Consider the following 15156-nt stretch of genomic DNA (forward strand, 5'->3'; position numbering starts at 1 on the left):
CAGTTATCAGACTGGCTTTTTTTGAATTGCATTTTTAGTTTAAGCGGAATTTAGCAATGATTTCGCAGTTCGTTGCGGTATCTATTTTTTCTACCATCGAAGCGATCTTCGGGTTTGGGTGGCGCTTCATGAAATCAATTAAGGCTTTTTTACAGCACCCTATCGAATCAATAAAACTAGAGCATTGAGTGTGAGGGCACTGAGGGATTAAGGTCAATACCTTTTCAGACGCAAGCTGTAGATATTTGAGTTCATATTCGGCTTCTCCTGCCCAGCGCCAGAACTGAGCAAGATTGTGACACGAAACAACCGATATTATTAATCGTTCATCAGCTTCTATGTCAGTTCGTTCCGTGATTCTTTCACTCAGCGTTAGAGCTTGTTGGTAGTGAAGAATACTTCGTACAGGGTCGTCGAGTTGCAACGCGGTATCGGCAAGTAACGTGTGTTTTTCCCATTCGCTTATCATTGTTAACTCTCACTCTATAAATCTGGCTAACAATCTAAACGATAATTATTATCAAGTAAAGTTTAGTGATGATGAACGGCAATTCTTCTTATTTATTGGAAGGTAGATTATGAAAAAGATATAAAAAACGAGCAAAGAGCTCGTTTTTAGAATGGTTATTGGCAGTTGTCTAGCCTTCTAAGCCAGCGCTTGCTTGTTTACTTTGAATCAGTTCGATCATGTAACCATCAGGGTCTTTGACAAATGCAATCTCAGTGCTGCCACCTTTTACAGGGCCAGGCTCGCGAGTAACGTTACCACCTGCTGCTTTAATTGCGTCACATGTTGAATAGATATCGTCTACGCCGATAGCAATATGACCGAATGCAGAACCGTGTTCATATTCAGTGGTGCCCCAGTTATAAGTTAATTCAATCACAGCCCCTTGTGACTCATCTCCGTAGCCTAAAAAAACCAGCGTATATTCATATTCTGAGTTTTCATTTTTACGTAATAAGTCCATACCCATCACGTCAGTATAGAACTCGATAGATTTATCTAAATCACCGACACGTAGCATAGTGTGAAGAATTCGACCATTTGACATAATTAGCTCCTAGCTCAAGTATTTATAATTCGTTAAATTTCGGTTTTTTCTTTGAATTCACATAAGTCTTCAATCATGCAACTACCACAGCGTGGTTTACGCGCCACACATGTATAACGCCCATGAAGTATTAGCCAGTGGTGCACATCCAGTTTGAATTCTTTGGGTATCACTTTTAATAGCTTTTGTTCTACATCATCAACCGTTTTACCCATTGCTAGCTTAGTGCGGTTTGATACACGATAGATATGGGTATCTACAGCTATCGTAGGCCATCCGAAAGCGGTATTTAGCACTACGTTTGCCGTTTTTCGACCAACACCGGGTAGCGCTTCTAACGCAGCACGATCTTCAGGGACTTCACCATTATGTAGATCGAGCAGCATGCGGCATGTTTTGATTGTGTTCTCAGCTTTGGAGTTAAATAACCCAATTGTCTTGATGTATTCTTTCAACCCATCTACACCCAAATCGAAAATTCCTTGAGGGGTATTCGCGATGGGATATAGTTTATCAGTTGCTTTATTAACGCTCACATCAGTAGCTTGCGCCGATAGAAGCACCGCAATTAAAAGCTCAAAAGGAGATTTCCAATTTAACTCAGTTTGTGGCTTTGGATTGTCGTCTCTAAGACGCGTTAAAATCTCAACTCGTTTTACATTATTCATGGCGACATTACTTTCAGTTGTTGTGTAGATTACGCGCTTTAATAGCGTCTATTTATCTTATTTTTATATCTATTATTAAATCTTAACTAGGGCGTTGCCGGCTTAATAGCAACGTCCTAGTTATTCTAGTTATGCATTGGTTACTCTAGCTCGCTCAATTGCAGGCTTTTCTTGTTTTGGTTGTTTAGATTTTGCTTGATGATCGATTATGTTTTTTAGTGCAATTAAGAACCCGACACCTATAAAAGCGCCTGGTGGTAGGAGTGCCAATAAGAAGCTATTGTCGAACTGAAATATTTCAATTCTTAGTGATGCAGCCCAATCACCGAGTAATAAATCCGCGCCATCAAACAAAGTTCCATTACCTAGCACTTCTCGCATAGCACCAAGCACTACAAGTACAGCCGTCATACCTAAACCCATCCAAAAGCCATCCTGCGCTGCAGGTAAAACGTCATTTTTGGAAGCAAAGGCTTCAGCTCGACCAATGATGATACAGTTCGTCACAATCAAAGGAATGAAGATACCAAGTGATAGGTACAACCCATAAGCGTAGGCATTCATTAATAACTGAACGCAGGTAACTAAAGAGGCAATAATCATAACGAAAACTGGAATTCGAACTTCTTTAGGAACGTGATTACGGACAAGAGAGACGACAACGTTTGAGCCTACGAGAACCAGTAAAGTCGCAATCCCTAGACCTAAAGCATTTGTCACTGTTGAAGAAACGGCAAGTAATGGACAAAGCCCAAGAAGTTGCACAAGGGCAGGGTTATTTGCCCACATTCCATTTTTGATTAGTGTTTTATGATCACTCATTATTACCACCACAATTGAAAGGTTGTGAGTAAAGTGTTTCTTTATTCGTGTTTACATAAACTACAGCCTTTTTGACTGCTTTTACAACCGCTCTAGGCGTAATGGTTGCGCCCGTAAATTGGTCGAAATCACCGCCATCTTTTCGAACTGCCCAGCGGGATACATTACTTTCCGTGACTTGTTTACCTTTAAAAGATGTTATCCAGTCAGTGACTCGTAAATCAATTTTATCACCTAGGCCAGGAGTTTCTTTATGAGAAAGTACACGCGTGCCTAAAATTGTTCCATCTTGTTCAATACCAACAATGAGTTTTATTTCACCGTTATAGCCATCTGGCGCAATTGCTTCTATCGCGATGGCACTTGGTTGATCATTTAGTGTCGCTATATAGGCTGGCATAGATTGCTCAGTGCCTAGTTCAGGTGTGTTCAACAATATACAAGATGAAAAAAGCTCATTGTCATGTAGGTTATGTGGAACAACTTGGTTTAATACAGATAATAGTTGGGCTTGTTCTTGTTGCTTGATTGTGTCTTTCGTTAAGTAATGGGTGACAGCGACCAAACCCGTGGAAGCACAGGCAAAAATCGCAAGTGTTAGCCCATTCTTTCTGATGGCATTTAACATTGTGATGCTCCCTTAGTGTCCGTAAGTTCTTGGTTTTGTGTAGTAGTCAATAAGAGGTACACACATGTTAGCCAGTAAAACAGCAAAGGCGACACCATCAGGGAAACCACCCCAACTACGAATGATAAAGACTAAACCGCCGATCAGAGCACCAAAGATTAACCGACCTTTCACTGTGGTTGAAGCCGACACCGGATCAGTTGCAATAAAGAATGCACCGAGCATTGTAGCGCCGGAAAGGAGGTGAATTATTGGTGATGCGGTTTCACCAGGTGTAAAGATGGAGAAAACTAAGCTAAACAAAACAAGGCTGGATAAAAACGCTACTGGAATGTGCCATTGAATCACTCGCTGCTTAATGAGAACGAGACCTCCAAGAAGGTAGGCGATATTAACCCACTCCCAACCTAACCCTGCAAGCCAACTAAATTGAGGCTGGTTTAATGCCTCAGAAGGGGTGTTTCCGGCAAGTAATGAGGTTTTGAAAGCATCCAGTGGGGTTGCCATTGTTGTGCCATCAATGCCTAAACGTGCTTGCTGTAAAGAAAGCCCTTCGTTATTAAACCCGGTAAATATCATAAGTGCAGAATCAATAAAGCTAGTAGATTCAGCAGTTAAAGATATAGGTGCATTCCAACTCGTCATTTGAACTGGGAAAGATATTAAAAGGACAACATAAGCGACCATGGCTGGGTTAAATGGGTTTTGCCCGATTCCACCATACAAATGTTTAGCAATCACTATGGCGAAAAATACGCCAATAACAAGTAGCCACCAAGGGGAATGGGGGGGAATTGCTATGCTAATTAACCACCCAGTTACTATGGCGCTGTAATCTCTTAAAGCCATAATTGGAGGGCGCTTTCTTAGCAGCATGATTACTGCTTCAAAGGTAACCGCGAGCGTTAAAGCAAAACAAAGTTGTATGAGAGTGCCCCAACCGAAGAAATAGGTTTGAGCGAGCAGGCCCGGCACTGCACATAAGGCTACCCACTTCATTAAGTCAGGAGTGCTTCGGCGGCTATGAGCGTGTGGTGAGCTAGCAATAAAAAAAGCCATTACTCTGTTTCCTCGTTATTCTTTTTGTCTTTTGCTATTTGTGCTTTTTTGGCTTTAGCACGAGCAATCGCGGCAGCAACTGCTGCTTTTTTAGGATCAACCTTAGTTTCAGTTTCTTGTTCAGGCGCATCCGAAACTACTGTGCTTGTTGTTGATTCTTCATTATTCGCTCCAGCTTGCAGAGCCTTTTTAGCTTTTGCGCGAGCAATTGCAGCAGCAACCGCAGCTTTTTTCGGATCAATTTTGGTTTCAGCTTCCTGCTCAGGTGCATCCGAAACTACTGTGCTTGTCGTTGATTCTTCATTATTCGCTTCAGCTTGCTGCGCCTTTTTAGCTTTGGCGCGAGCAATTGCAGCAGCAACCGCAGCTTTTTCAGGATCAATTTGGGTTTCAGTTTCCTGTTCAGGTGCATCCGAAGCTATTGAGCTTGTCGCTGACTCTTCATTATTCGCTTCAGCTTGCTGTGCTTTTTTAGCTTTGGCGCGAGCTATCGCGGCAGCAACAGCAGATTTTTTCGGGTCAACTTTGGTTTCTGTTTCCTGATCAGGTGCTTCCGAAGCTATTGAGCTTGTCGTTGACTCTTCATTATTCGCTTCAGCTTGCTGTGCTTTTTTAGCTTTGGCACGAGCAATTGCAGCAGCAACCGCGGACTTTTTCGTATCAGCAGTTTCATCAGGTGATTTTGAATCCATAGCTGAATCTTTATTACTTGCTTCAGCCTGTTGCGCTTTTTCCGCTTTAGCTCGAGCAATGGCTTCTGCGACTGCAGATTTCTTATCTGAGGCGTTATTAGCTGGCGCAGTACTATTTTTCTCAGAGCTATTTTGCTCGCTAGATTCTGAGTCTAATTTTGCTTTACGCTCTCTAGCTTGTTTTTTCCTTTCCTCACGTAATTTTGCCATCTCTGAATTATCAGGTTGATCGCTATTGTTACTCTTAGCTTCTGCTTGTTTCGCTTTAGCTCTTGCGATAGCGGCAGCAACAGCGGGCTTCACCGCTGGTTTATCTGAGTCAGTATTAGACTTTTGCGCTTTAACACGAGCGATCGCCGCAGCAATTGCATCATCGCCATCAGAGGTTTTTAAATCTTTACGGCGATTGTCAGCCGCTTTCTTAAACCGATTCTCGCGCTCTGCTTTATCACGCTCCATACGAGCATTTTTTTCTTCAAAACGAACTTTGGCACGCTCAGCAGATGCAGCTTCATCTTTACGATTTTTTATCTCAGCTTTCGCTTGTCTGTAATATTGAACAAGTGGTATTTCACTTGGGCAAACATAGGCACAAGCACCACACTCAATACAATCTTTAAGGTTAAGCTCTTCACATTTATCATACTCATTCGCTTTTGCATGCCACTGTAATTGTTGAGGCAGTAAAGAAGCAGGACAAGCTTCAGCACATTGACCACATCGAATACATTCCATCTCATATTGATTTGGAGAAATTTCTTTGCGAGTTGGTGCAAGAATACAGTTAGAGGTTTTGGTGATAGGTACACTTGAGCTTGGCAGAGTGAAACCCATCATAGGACCACCTAGAATCAGCCTTGGAAGCTTTTTATCTGCCTTATAATCGAACTCTTCGAGCAACTCATGTACCGGAGTGCCTAGCAGAGCCCAAACGTTACGAGGTTGCTTGAAAGTTTTCCCCGTTAATGTGACGACACGGTTGATTACGGGCTCTCCATCGATAACCGCTTTCTTTATCGAAAATAATGAGCTGACATTTTGGACTAATACGCCAATGTCGGCAGGGATGCCGCCAGCAGGAACTTCTTTATTAGTGAGTATTTTTATTAGCTGTTTTTCGCCGCCCGAGGGGTACTTTGTCGGGATTACTCGGATAACAATATCTTTATTGATTGCTGCTGCTTCTAAAGCTTGGATAGCTTTGGGTTTGTTATCTTCAATACCAATAACAGTTAACTTTGGCTTAAGAATGTGCTCAACAATTTCGATGCCTTGTAATACATCTTCAGCATGTTCTTGTAGAAGTTTGTCATCAGAAGTGATGTAAGGTTCACATTCTGCAGCATTTACAATCAGTATTTCTGTGCGACCTAGACCAGATTGAATTTTTTTGGCTGTAGGGAAGCCTGCCCCTCCCATCCCTGAGATACCGGCTTCACGAATAGTGTCCAGCAGTTGGTCAGATGTTTTAGAGATGAAATCATCTACTGGCTTCTTATCACACCAAACATCTAATCCATCAGGTTTAATAATGACACTGAGTTCAGTTAACCCTGAAGGGTGAGCTGTGACTCTTGGTTCTATAGCAATAACTTGGCCGGATGTCGGTGCGTGTACCGGTAAAGTAAACCCACTATCAAGGCTTGTAAGCGGCTGACCTTTTTTGACAGTATCGCCAGCTGCAACTAATAAATTCCCGGCTTTACCAATATGTTGTTTAACTGGTAGCACTATTTCAGAGGGGATGCGTGCGTGTACTAACTCCGTGCTATTAGACTGAGTTTTATTTTCTGCAGGGTGAACCCCACCAGGGAAGCTCCAAAGAGAGCCAGTACGAATTTGTTCAATAAGAGAAATCATACCAATCCTTTTATGCTTTTTTATCTGATGAAGAGGCATCAGTGAATTGGTGAGTGATGTCTATAACAGGGATGGAGTTCATCTGCCATTTCCAGTTTTCAGTCGTGGTTGCGACTGGAATCATTTCAATACAATCGGTTGGACATGGAGCAACACATAAGTCGCACCCTGTACACTCATCTTTAATGACGGTATGCAGTGCTTTCGTTCCGCCCACTATTGCGTCTACTGGGCATGCTTGGATGCATTTTGTGCAACCAATGCACATGTCTTCGTGAATGTAGGCAACCGTTTTTACTTTGTTATCGAGGTCGTGCGCTGAATCTTCGACTTCAACCCCCATGAGATCTGCCAATTTTTCTATCGTAGCTTGCCCGCCTGGAGGGCATTTGTTGATGTTATCGCCATTTGCGATGGCTTCGGCATAAGGGCGACAACCTGGGTAACCACATTGCCCACATTGTGTTTGTGGCAGGATAGAGTCAATTTGATCCACAACGGGATCAGCTTCGACTTTGAAACGAATAGAAGCGAAACCTAATATCGCGCCAAATACAGTAGCTAAAGCTACAAGAGCAATAATTGCAATTAGGATGGTACTCATTCTTATTTCACCAACCCTGTGAAGCCCATAAATGCTAGAGACATAAGACCTGCAGTGATCATAGCAATAGAGGCGCCTTTGAATGGCATAGGGACATCAGCAGCAGCTATACGCTCTCGCATTGAAGCGAAGAGAATTAAAACTAATGAAAAGCCTGCCGCAGCGCCGAAACCATAAATAATCGATTGAATAAAATTATGGTTCTCATTGATGTTGAGAAGTGCAACACCTAAAACGGCACAGTTTGTAGTGATCAGGGGCAGGAAAATACCAAGTAAACGGTAAAGAGTCGGGCTGGTTTTGTGCACAACCATTTCCGTGAATTGTACGACAACTGCAATCACTAAAATAAAACTCATCGTGCGCAGGTATTCAATGCCTAATGGTGCAAGGATATAGGTTTCAACAAGGTATGCAGAAACTGATGCCAGTGTAAGTACAAAAGTTGTAGCTAGCCCCATACCAATAGCAGTTTCCAGTTTTTTGGAAACCCCCATAAATGGACATAGGCCTAAGAATTTAACTAGTACAAAGTTATTGACCAGCACTGTGCCAACCAACAACAAAAGATATTCGGTCATAATGGATTTATTTTTGAGATTCCGATCTTAATATTATCCTGCTTTGTCACACTAATAACAACCAAGGATCGATAAGGTTTTATGCGCAAGATGAAAAAAAGACCAACAATTAAGTGAGTATTTAAGGATTAAAGGCAAAGTGATGGAAGTTGTTGGGCGAGTTGTTTTCTTTAAATCGATTTTTCAGTGCAAATGATACTTAGTTGGGTTCCATTTGCTCGTCGCTAATAATTAGAAACGAAAAAGCCCAATCCTAAGATTGGGCTTTTTCTAAATTTGGCTCCCCTTGCAAGACTTGAACTTGCGACATACGGATTAACAGTCCGCCGTTCTACCAACTGAACTAAAGGGGAATTGCTTTAAAGCGAGGCGAATATTAAAGATTCTCTGAAATCATGTCAATAAAAAAAACAGGAAAAATAGCAGTGAAATTTCTTTACTTTTTGACAGCCCTTATTTGATTTGGCTTAGCTCTACTTATCCACTAAATTTGTGGATAACTGTGTGAGTTAAACTTGAATATATTTATTAGGGAATAATTGAATTGGGGGTTCTGGTTTTAAGTCGTTAATTTCAAAAGCTTTGTTAGATTTTTTTGATGGGTATAACTTATTTCGAATAGCTAGGATGTGAACGTTTTAGACGAAAATACGGATATTTTGGGGAAAACTAGTGGATGAAAAGGTAAGCGTATTTTTAACATGAGTTTTATGCGGTCACGAATAATATCAATCTTTTAGAAATAAATCTATGATTAACACCACGAGTTAAAGTGATTATTGTTAGATAAAGGTTGCAACAAACTATCGGCTAGAGCGACAATGACCTGAATATAAACACAGTATGGAAAGGTGAACATGAGTAAACTTTTTGACCTAGTATCAGATTATAGCCCTTCAGGCGATCAACCTACTGCCATTGCAAGGTTATTAGATGGATTAGATTCAGGACTTGCTCATCAGACATTACTCGGTGTAACCGGGTCTGGTAAAACATTCACCTTAGCGAATGTTGTTTCTCAAGCACAAAGACCAGCCATTTTTCTTGCGCCTAATAAAACACTAGCCGCTCAGTTGTATGGAGAAATGAAGTCTTTCTTTCCTAACAACGCGGTTGAATATTTCGTTTCCTATTATGACTATTATCAGCCTGAAGCTTATGTCCCGACAACCGACACTTTTATAGAAAAAGATTCCTCTGTTAATGCTCATATCGAGCAAATGAGGTTATCAGCGACCAAAGCCTTACTTGAACGTAAAGATGCCATTATCGTTGCGTCAGTATCTGCTATTTATGGCTTGGGTGATCCCGAATCTTACCTAAAAATGATGCTGCACGTTTGCCGTGGTGATGTGCTTGATCAAAGGGACATCATCAGAAGGTTGGCTGAGTTGCAATACAAGCGTAATGATGTTGCATTTGAGCGTGGTCAATTTCGAGTTCGCGGTGAAGTGATTGATGTTTTTCCGGCTGAGTCTGAGCAAGATGCTGTTCGTATCGAAATGTTTGATGACGAGATTGATTGCATCAGTATTTTTGACCCGTTAACGGGTGCGGTCAAGCAGAGAGATTTACCTCGTTACACAATCTATCCTAAAACTCACTATGTGACACCACGTGAAAAAATCCTTGAAGCAATAGAACAAATTAAAGACGACTTACGCGACAGACAAACGTATTTAAAAGACAACAATAAGCTGCTTGAAGAACAGCGTATTACCCAACGTACACAGTTTGATATTGAGATGATGAATGAGCTTGGTTTTTGTTCAGGAATTGAAAACTACTCTCGTTACTTGAGTGGTAGAAATGAGGGGGAGGCTCCTCCTACATTATTCGATTACCTTCCGGCTGATGGCTTACTGATTATTGATGAATCACATGTCACAGTACCTCAAATTGGCGCTATGTATAAAGGTGATCGCTCTCGAAAAGAAACGCTAGTGGAGTTCGGCTTTCGCTTACCTTCGGCACTTGATAACCGCCCTATGAAGTTTGAAGAGTTTGAATCTATCGCGCCTCAAACCATTTTCGTTTCTGCCACCCCTGGTAATTATGAAATCGAGAAGTCTGATGGAGAAATTGCAGACCAAGTAGTTCGACCTACAGGGTTGCTTGACCCGGAAATTGAAGTTCGCCCCGTGGCAACACAAGTCGATGACCTATTGTCTGAAATCCGAATTCGTGCAGCTAAAGATGAAAGAGTATTAGTGACCACCTTGACTAAACGTATGTCGGAAGATTTAACAGAATATCTGACGGAACATGGCGTTAAAGTGAGATACCTCCACTCTGATATTGATACGATTGAACGAGTCGAAATTATACGAGATTTAAGGTTAGGTGAATTTGATGTGCTAGTGGGTATTAACTTACTTCGCGAAGGCTTGGATATGCCTGAAGTGTCGCTAGTCGCAATTCTAGACGCAGATAAGGAAGGCTTCTTACGTTCGGAAAGATCGCTTATTCAAACGATAGGTCGTGCTGCGCGTAACTTGCAAGGTAAAGCGATTCTGTATGGTGATAAAATCACTAAGTCGATGAAAAAAGCGATAGATGAGACGGATCGACGTCGAATTAAGCAGCAAGCTTATAATGAAGAGCAAGGCATTCAACCACAAGCTCTTAAGCGTAATATCAAAGATATTATGGAATTGGGCGATATGACCAAATCACGAGAGCAACGTGAATCTAAGCAAGTACCACTATCAAAAGTGGCAGAGCCTTCTCAAACTTATCAAGTATTTACGCCTCAGCAATTGGATAAGGAAATTGGTAAGTTGGAAGCGGCAATGTATAAGCATGCTCAAGATTTAGAGTTTGAATTAGCAGCGCAAAAGCGTGATGAAATTGAGCAGCTAAGAAAGCAATTTATCGTAAATAGCTAATATACGGGATTGTGATGAATTACAGTCCTATTTCTCAAGCTCTCTAAACCCTAGGTGTGCCTATTTCATAAGCCAGTAATTTACGATTACTGGCTTTATGTATTACTGGGCTGATTTATTGTGAAAGAACTATTTAGTTTCAATATATAGAATTACTTATTTGCATAATGCAAATCGGAATGCGACTATTATCTTAGTGCAATCAAAAATGGCTAGGATATGCAATCAAACTCTTTAGATAACAAATCGAAGTATTTGTTAATGGTCGAGGATACGGCTTCTGTTGCCGCGTTATATCGCTCTTACCTGACCCCTCTTGAAATCGATATCAATATTGTAGGTACAGGTCGAGATGCTATCGAAAGCCTTACTCATCGGATTCCAGATCTCATTTTACTCGACCTTCGCCTGCCAGATATGACTGGTATGGATGTACTTTTTGCTGTGAAACAAAAGTACCCTGAAGTGCCAGTTATCTTTATGACTGCTCACGGGTCAATCGATACTGCGGTTGAAGCGATGCGCCATGGCTCACAAGACTTTTTAATAAAACCTTGTGAGGCAGACCGCCTACGTATCACGGTCAATAATGCCATTCGTAAAGCGACAAAATTAAAAAATAGTGCGGAACACCCAGGAAGTCAGAACTACCAGGGTTTTATTGGCAGTAGTCAAACGATGCAGCAGGTGTATAGAACTATAGATTCGGCGGCGACTAGTAAAGCAAGTATCTTTATCACAGGAGAAAGTGGTACGGGTAAAGAGGTATGTGCTGAAGCTATTCATGCAGCCAGTAAGCGAGGTGATAAGCCTTTTATTGCAATTAACTGTGCGGCAATCCCTAAAGATCTCATTGAAAGTGAACTGTTTGGTCACGTCAAAGGTGCATTTACTGGGGCAGCAACCGATAGGCAAGGTGCTGCTGAATTAGCTGATGGAGGCACACTATTTCTAGATGAACTCTGTGAAATGGATCTTGAGCTTCAAACTAAGCTTTTACGGTTTATACAAACAGGAACCTTTCAAAAAGTAGGTTCTTCAAAAATGAAGAGCGTTGATGTTCGATTTGTATGTGCAACGAATAGAGACCCGTGGAAAGAAGTTCAAGAAGGGCGCTTTAGAGAAGATTTATACTACCGACTTTATGTGATTCCTTTGCATCTACCACCCTTGAGAGAAAGAGGGGAAGATGTTATTGAGATTGCCTATTCTTTATTGGGTTATATGTCTAATGAAGAGGGTAAAGCGTTCGTACGTTTCTCACCTGAAGTATTAGACCGCTTTAATCAGTATGAGTGGCCTGGAAATGTTCGCCAACTACAAAATGTACTTCGAAATGTTGTGGTGCTGAATAACGGGAAAGAGATTGCAATTAATATGCTTCCACCTCCGCTGAATCAACCTATTGAAAACAGTATCCGCTTGAAAGAAAAGCAGAATGAAGACATTACTGTAAAAGATATTTTTCCATTATGGATAACTGAAAAGACAGCAATTGAACAAGCTATTAAAGCGTGTGATGGCAATATACCAAGAGCGGCTGGCTTTTTGGATGTTAGCCCTTCAACTATTTATCGAAAGCTACAAGCTTGGAATGCGAAAGAACAAACACAATAAAAATAAGATGAAAGTATGAGCCTACTAAATCAAAATAAAATTAATGAACTGGCAGGGGAAATTGGGGAAGAGAATGTTCCAGTTTTATTGGACATCTTCCTTGGTGAACTTGCGGGCTACAATGAACAGTTATCTTCTGGTCAATTGGAAGACACGAGCCAGTATCTTGCTGAAATCAGTCATGCATTGAAAAGCAGCGCGGCAAGCTTTGGTGCGGATCAATTATGTGAACTTGCAGTGAGTTTTGATTCAAGAGTAAAACAAAAGGTATTACTTACGGATATAGATTCGAGTGAGATGCAAAACCTATTGAACCAAACCTTTGTAGAATACCAAAACTTGTTTAAGTCATAGCTTCATAGTCAATTAGTGTTCGTAATTAACTAGTGGCAGTTTGAAGTGATAAAAAGGAGCATTTAGCTCCTTTTTTATTTGTGATTCAATGGTGTTTTATAGCTGTGACTCAATGGCTTTTTGCAATTTGACTCTGTCATGACGCCAGTCTCTATTTGGTGAGGCTAGGTCTGTCGTTACGCAGTTCCATAGATCAGCTATTTCAGGGTGGGGCTGTTCACCAAGAATGACATCTACTTTTCTAGCCTGACAAGCTCGTTCGCACCATTCAATTTTCTCTTTTAATGTCATTCGCCCGGCAGGACCAAATTCAGGAGAAAGATTTTCAACGAAGATTACTTTCGCTTGAGTATTGCCTGCTATCGCTTTTCCAATTTCAGGCAAAAGTAATGGAGGCATTATGCTGGTTAAAAAGCTTCCAGGACCTAATACAATGCAATCGGCTTCTTCAATAGCAGTGACGGCTTCTGTAGTTGCAGGAACTTCAGGGGAGAGATCAAGGCGACGTAAATCTTCTTCCATATCATCAACATTTGTTTCTCCAGTTACCCAGCGCCCATCGACAGAAAGAGCGGTCAAGTCTGAAGGGTGTTCAGACATTGGAACGATATTTACATCGACCTTCAACATATCACGAATAAGATCGATAGCATCGAGCGGGCGGACTGAAAGGTTATCTAATGCTGTGAGCATAAGGTTACCCAAATTGTGTCCATGGAGTTCACCTTGACCTTTAAATCGATATTCAAACATCATTGAGCTGATCGAAGGGTCGGTAATCAATTGATTAATACAGTTACGAGTATCCCCCCAAGCAATTCCGCCTTGGCAGTCTCGAATTCGACCTGTGGAGCCACCATTATCTGTTGTCGCAACTATGCCAGTCGCGTTTTTACCAAAATCTTTTAGAGCCGCTAAAATTCGACCTAAACCGTGACCACCGCCAATAGCGACAACTTTTTTTGTAGAGTAGAGTTCCATTATTTTTCTTATTAGATTATTACCAACTATATTTAATGGTAAATGCTTATACCAATATACTCAATAAGAGTTATTTTTATGGGTTATCGTATTTTTTTGCTTATATCACTCGTTTTTTTGAGACAAAACTAGATTCACGTACAAATATTAAGTATTTTATTAGTCAGCTACTACGCGTGTTTTCTTATGCCGTAGTTGCCATAACTCCGAGCTCTTTTATGCTAAGTCGCACAGTGGTTTTTGCTGTACCGATACGCGTTAAGAGCCAGTGACATGTTGTCACAAGGGCTTAATTGGAAATGATTATGCCTCCCGTGTTTGGAAAGGTGTTCCGTGGCGCAACAATTCGAAGATAGATTCCATCGCAAATTTTATTATTTGCGCTTGTCGGTTACAGACGTCTGTAACTTTAAATGTACTTACTGCTTGCCGGATGGTTATAAACCGTCAGGGCAAAAAAACTCGTCTTTTTTAAGTGTTCCCGAAATCAAACGTGTTGTAAAAGCGTTTGCAGATTGTGGTACCTCAAAGATCCGTATTACAGGCGGAGAGCCGAGTCTGCGTAAAGACTTTCCTGAAATCATACATACCGTTGCCTCTACTCCAGGTATCAAAAAAGTAGCCACGACAACGAACGGCTATCGCATGGAGAAACAAGTAGGACAATGGCGTGATGCTGGTTTAACCCATATAAACGTCAGTGTGGATAGCTTAGATTCACGCATGTTCCATCAGATCACTGGTGAGAATAAGTTTACCGAGGTTATGCGAGGCATTGATAAAGCGTTTGATGTTGGCTTTGAACAAGTCAAAGTCAACGTTGTATTGATGAAAGACCTCAATAGTCAGGAATTACCAGCTTTCCTTAATTGGATCAAAGACAAACCCATTCAATTACGTTTTATTGAGCTGATGAAAACTGGCGAGATGGACGAGTTGTTCGATAAACATCACGTATCTGGCGTTGCGATTCGTAACCAGCTCATTGCCAACGGTTGGCTATTAAAAGTTAGAGCGGTTAATGACGGCCCTGCACAAGTGTTTGTCCACCCAGACTACCAGGGTGAAATCGGTTTGATCATGCCTTACGAGAAAGACTTCTGTGAGAGTTGTAACCGACTGCGCGTTTCTGCGACCGGTAAACTTCACCTATGTCTCTTTGGCGACCATGGTGTTGAACTGAGAGATCTGATTCAAGAAGATCAACAAGAGCAAGAGCTCATTGATCGAATTCAGGCTCAGCTTCAAACCAAGTCCGTTAGCCACTTCTTACACGATGGCAACAGCGGCATGACTCCAAACTTGGCGTCAATCGGCGGTTAATCCGCTACACACTCTAAAGCATTT

General features: G+C 41.4%; 14 protein-coding genes, 1 tRNA gene and 1 riboswitch. Of the genes, 4 read left to right on the plus strand and 11 right to left on the minus strand.

From position 1 onward, the window contains the following. Positions 1–34 precede the first annotated feature (34 nt). The 10 genes from L4C37_RS05470 to L4C37_RS05515 all read right to left on the minus strand — a co-directional run bounded on the left by L4C37_RS05470 (position 35) and on the right by L4C37_RS05515 (position 8322). Complete coding sequence (locus L4C37_RS05470; RefSeq protein WP_137372370.1) at positions 35–469, minus strand: DUF2753 domain-containing protein; 435 nt, start codon at positions 467–469, stop codon at positions 35–37. Positions 470–638: 169 nt separating this feature from the next. After that, positions 639–1055 carry a lactoylglutathione lyase gene (gene gloA / locus L4C37_RS05475; RefSeq protein WP_372267353.1) on the minus strand — a complete coding sequence of 139 codons (417 nt, stop codon included), beginning with the start codon at positions 1053–1055 and terminating at the stop codon, positions 639–641. 32 nt (positions 1056–1087) lie between these two features. Then, on the minus strand, positions 1088–1723 hold the full coding sequence (nth, locus tag L4C37_RS05480) for an endonuclease III (RefSeq protein ID WP_429768076.1): 636 nt from the start codon (positions 1721–1723) through the stop codon (positions 1088–1090). A gap of 129 nt (positions 1724–1852) precedes the next feature. Next, complete coding sequence (locus L4C37_RS05485; protein ID WP_137372373.1) at positions 1853–2545, minus strand: electron transport complex subunit E; 693 nt, start codon at positions 2543–2545, stop codon at positions 1853–1855. After that, a complete protein-coding gene (gene rsxG, locus L4C37_RS05490) occupies positions 2538–3173 on the minus strand; it encodes an electron transport complex subunit RsxG (RefSeq protein ID WP_137372374.1) in 636 nt (211 codons plus the stop codon). The genes L4C37_RS05485 and rsxG overlap by 8 nt, the downstream gene beginning before the upstream one ends. 12 nt (positions 3174–3185) lie before the next feature. Then, positions 3186–4232 (minus strand): electron transport complex subunit RsxD, encoded by a 1047-nt coding sequence (rsxD, locus tag L4C37_RS05495; protein WP_273294523.1) that lies wholly within the window; start codon positions 4230–4232, stop codon positions 3186–3188. Further along, positions 4232–6784, minus strand: a complete 2553-nt coding sequence (gene rsxC / locus L4C37_RS05500; RefSeq protein WP_429768077.1) for an electron transport complex subunit RsxC — start codon at positions 6782–6784, stop codon at positions 4232–4234. The genes rsxD and rsxC overlap by 1 nt, the downstream gene beginning before the upstream one ends. Before the next feature lie 10 nt (positions 6785–6794). Continuing rightward, on the minus strand, positions 6795–7388 hold the full coding sequence (gene rsxB / locus L4C37_RS05505) for an electron transport complex subunit RsxB (RefSeq protein ID WP_137372377.1): 594 nt from the start codon (positions 7386–7388) through the stop codon (positions 6795–6797). A 2-nt stretch (positions 7389–7390) separates the two neighbouring features. Continuing rightward, the gene (gene rsxA, locus L4C37_RS05510) at positions 7391–7969 is read right to left on the minus strand and encodes an electron transport complex subunit RsxA (protein WP_137372378.1); all 579 of its coding nucleotides are present in this window, start codon (positions 7967–7969) and stop codon (positions 7391–7393) included. Between the two features lie 277 nt (positions 7970–8246). Continuing rightward, positions 8247–8322 (minus strand) — tRNA-Asn (locus tag L4C37_RS05515). Between the two features lie 504 nt (positions 8323–8826). Between L4C37_RS05515 and uvrB the strand changes: the two genes are divergently transcribed. From uvrB to luxU, 3 genes are all read left to right on the plus strand, one after another. Beyond that, the gene (uvrB, locus tag L4C37_RS05520; protein WP_137372379.1) at positions 8827–10857 is read left to right on the plus strand and encodes an excinuclease ABC subunit UvrB; all 2031 of its coding nucleotides are present in this window, start codon (positions 8827–8829) and stop codon (positions 10855–10857) included. 219 nt (positions 10858–11076) lie between these two features. Continuing rightward, positions 11077–12474, plus strand: coding sequence for a quorum-sensing sigma-54 dependent transcriptional regulator LuxO (luxO, locus tag L4C37_RS05525; RefSeq protein WP_137372380.1), 1398 nt, complete (start codon positions 11077–11079; stop codon positions 12472–12474). Positions 12475–12489: 15 nt separating this feature from the next. Then, positions 12490–12828 (plus strand): quorum-sensing phosphorelay protein LuxU, encoded by a 339-nt coding sequence (luxU, locus tag L4C37_RS05530; RefSeq protein ID WP_273295779.1) that lies wholly within the window; start codon positions 12490–12492, stop codon positions 12826–12828. Between the two features lie 96 nt (positions 12829–12924). On the opposite strand, the gene L4C37_RS05535 is transcribed toward luxU, so the two are convergent. Then, on the minus strand, positions 12925–13809 hold the full coding sequence (locus tag L4C37_RS05535) for a YvcK family protein (RefSeq protein ID WP_273295777.1): 885 nt from the start codon (positions 13807–13809) through the stop codon (positions 12925–12927). Between the two features lie 192 nt (positions 13810–14001). Next, positions 14002–14154: riboswitch (molybdenum cofactor riboswitch) on the plus strand. Between L4C37_RS05535 and moaA the strand changes: the two genes are divergently transcribed. Then, positions 14143–15132 carry a GTP 3',8-cyclase MoaA gene (gene moaA / locus L4C37_RS05540; RefSeq protein ID WP_273295775.1) on the plus strand — a complete coding sequence of 330 codons (990 nt, stop codon included), beginning with the start codon at positions 14143–14145 and terminating at the stop codon, positions 15130–15132. (Overlaps the previous riboswitch by 12 nt.) The last annotated feature ends 24 nt before the right edge of the window (positions 15133–15156 follow it).

Origin of the sequence: Vibrio kagoshimensis (assembly GCF_050337535.1) — a bacterium.
In the GTDB taxonomy this organism is placed as follows: domain Bacteria; phylum Pseudomonadota; class Gammaproteobacteria; order Enterobacterales; family Vibrionaceae; genus Vibrio; species Vibrio gallaecicus.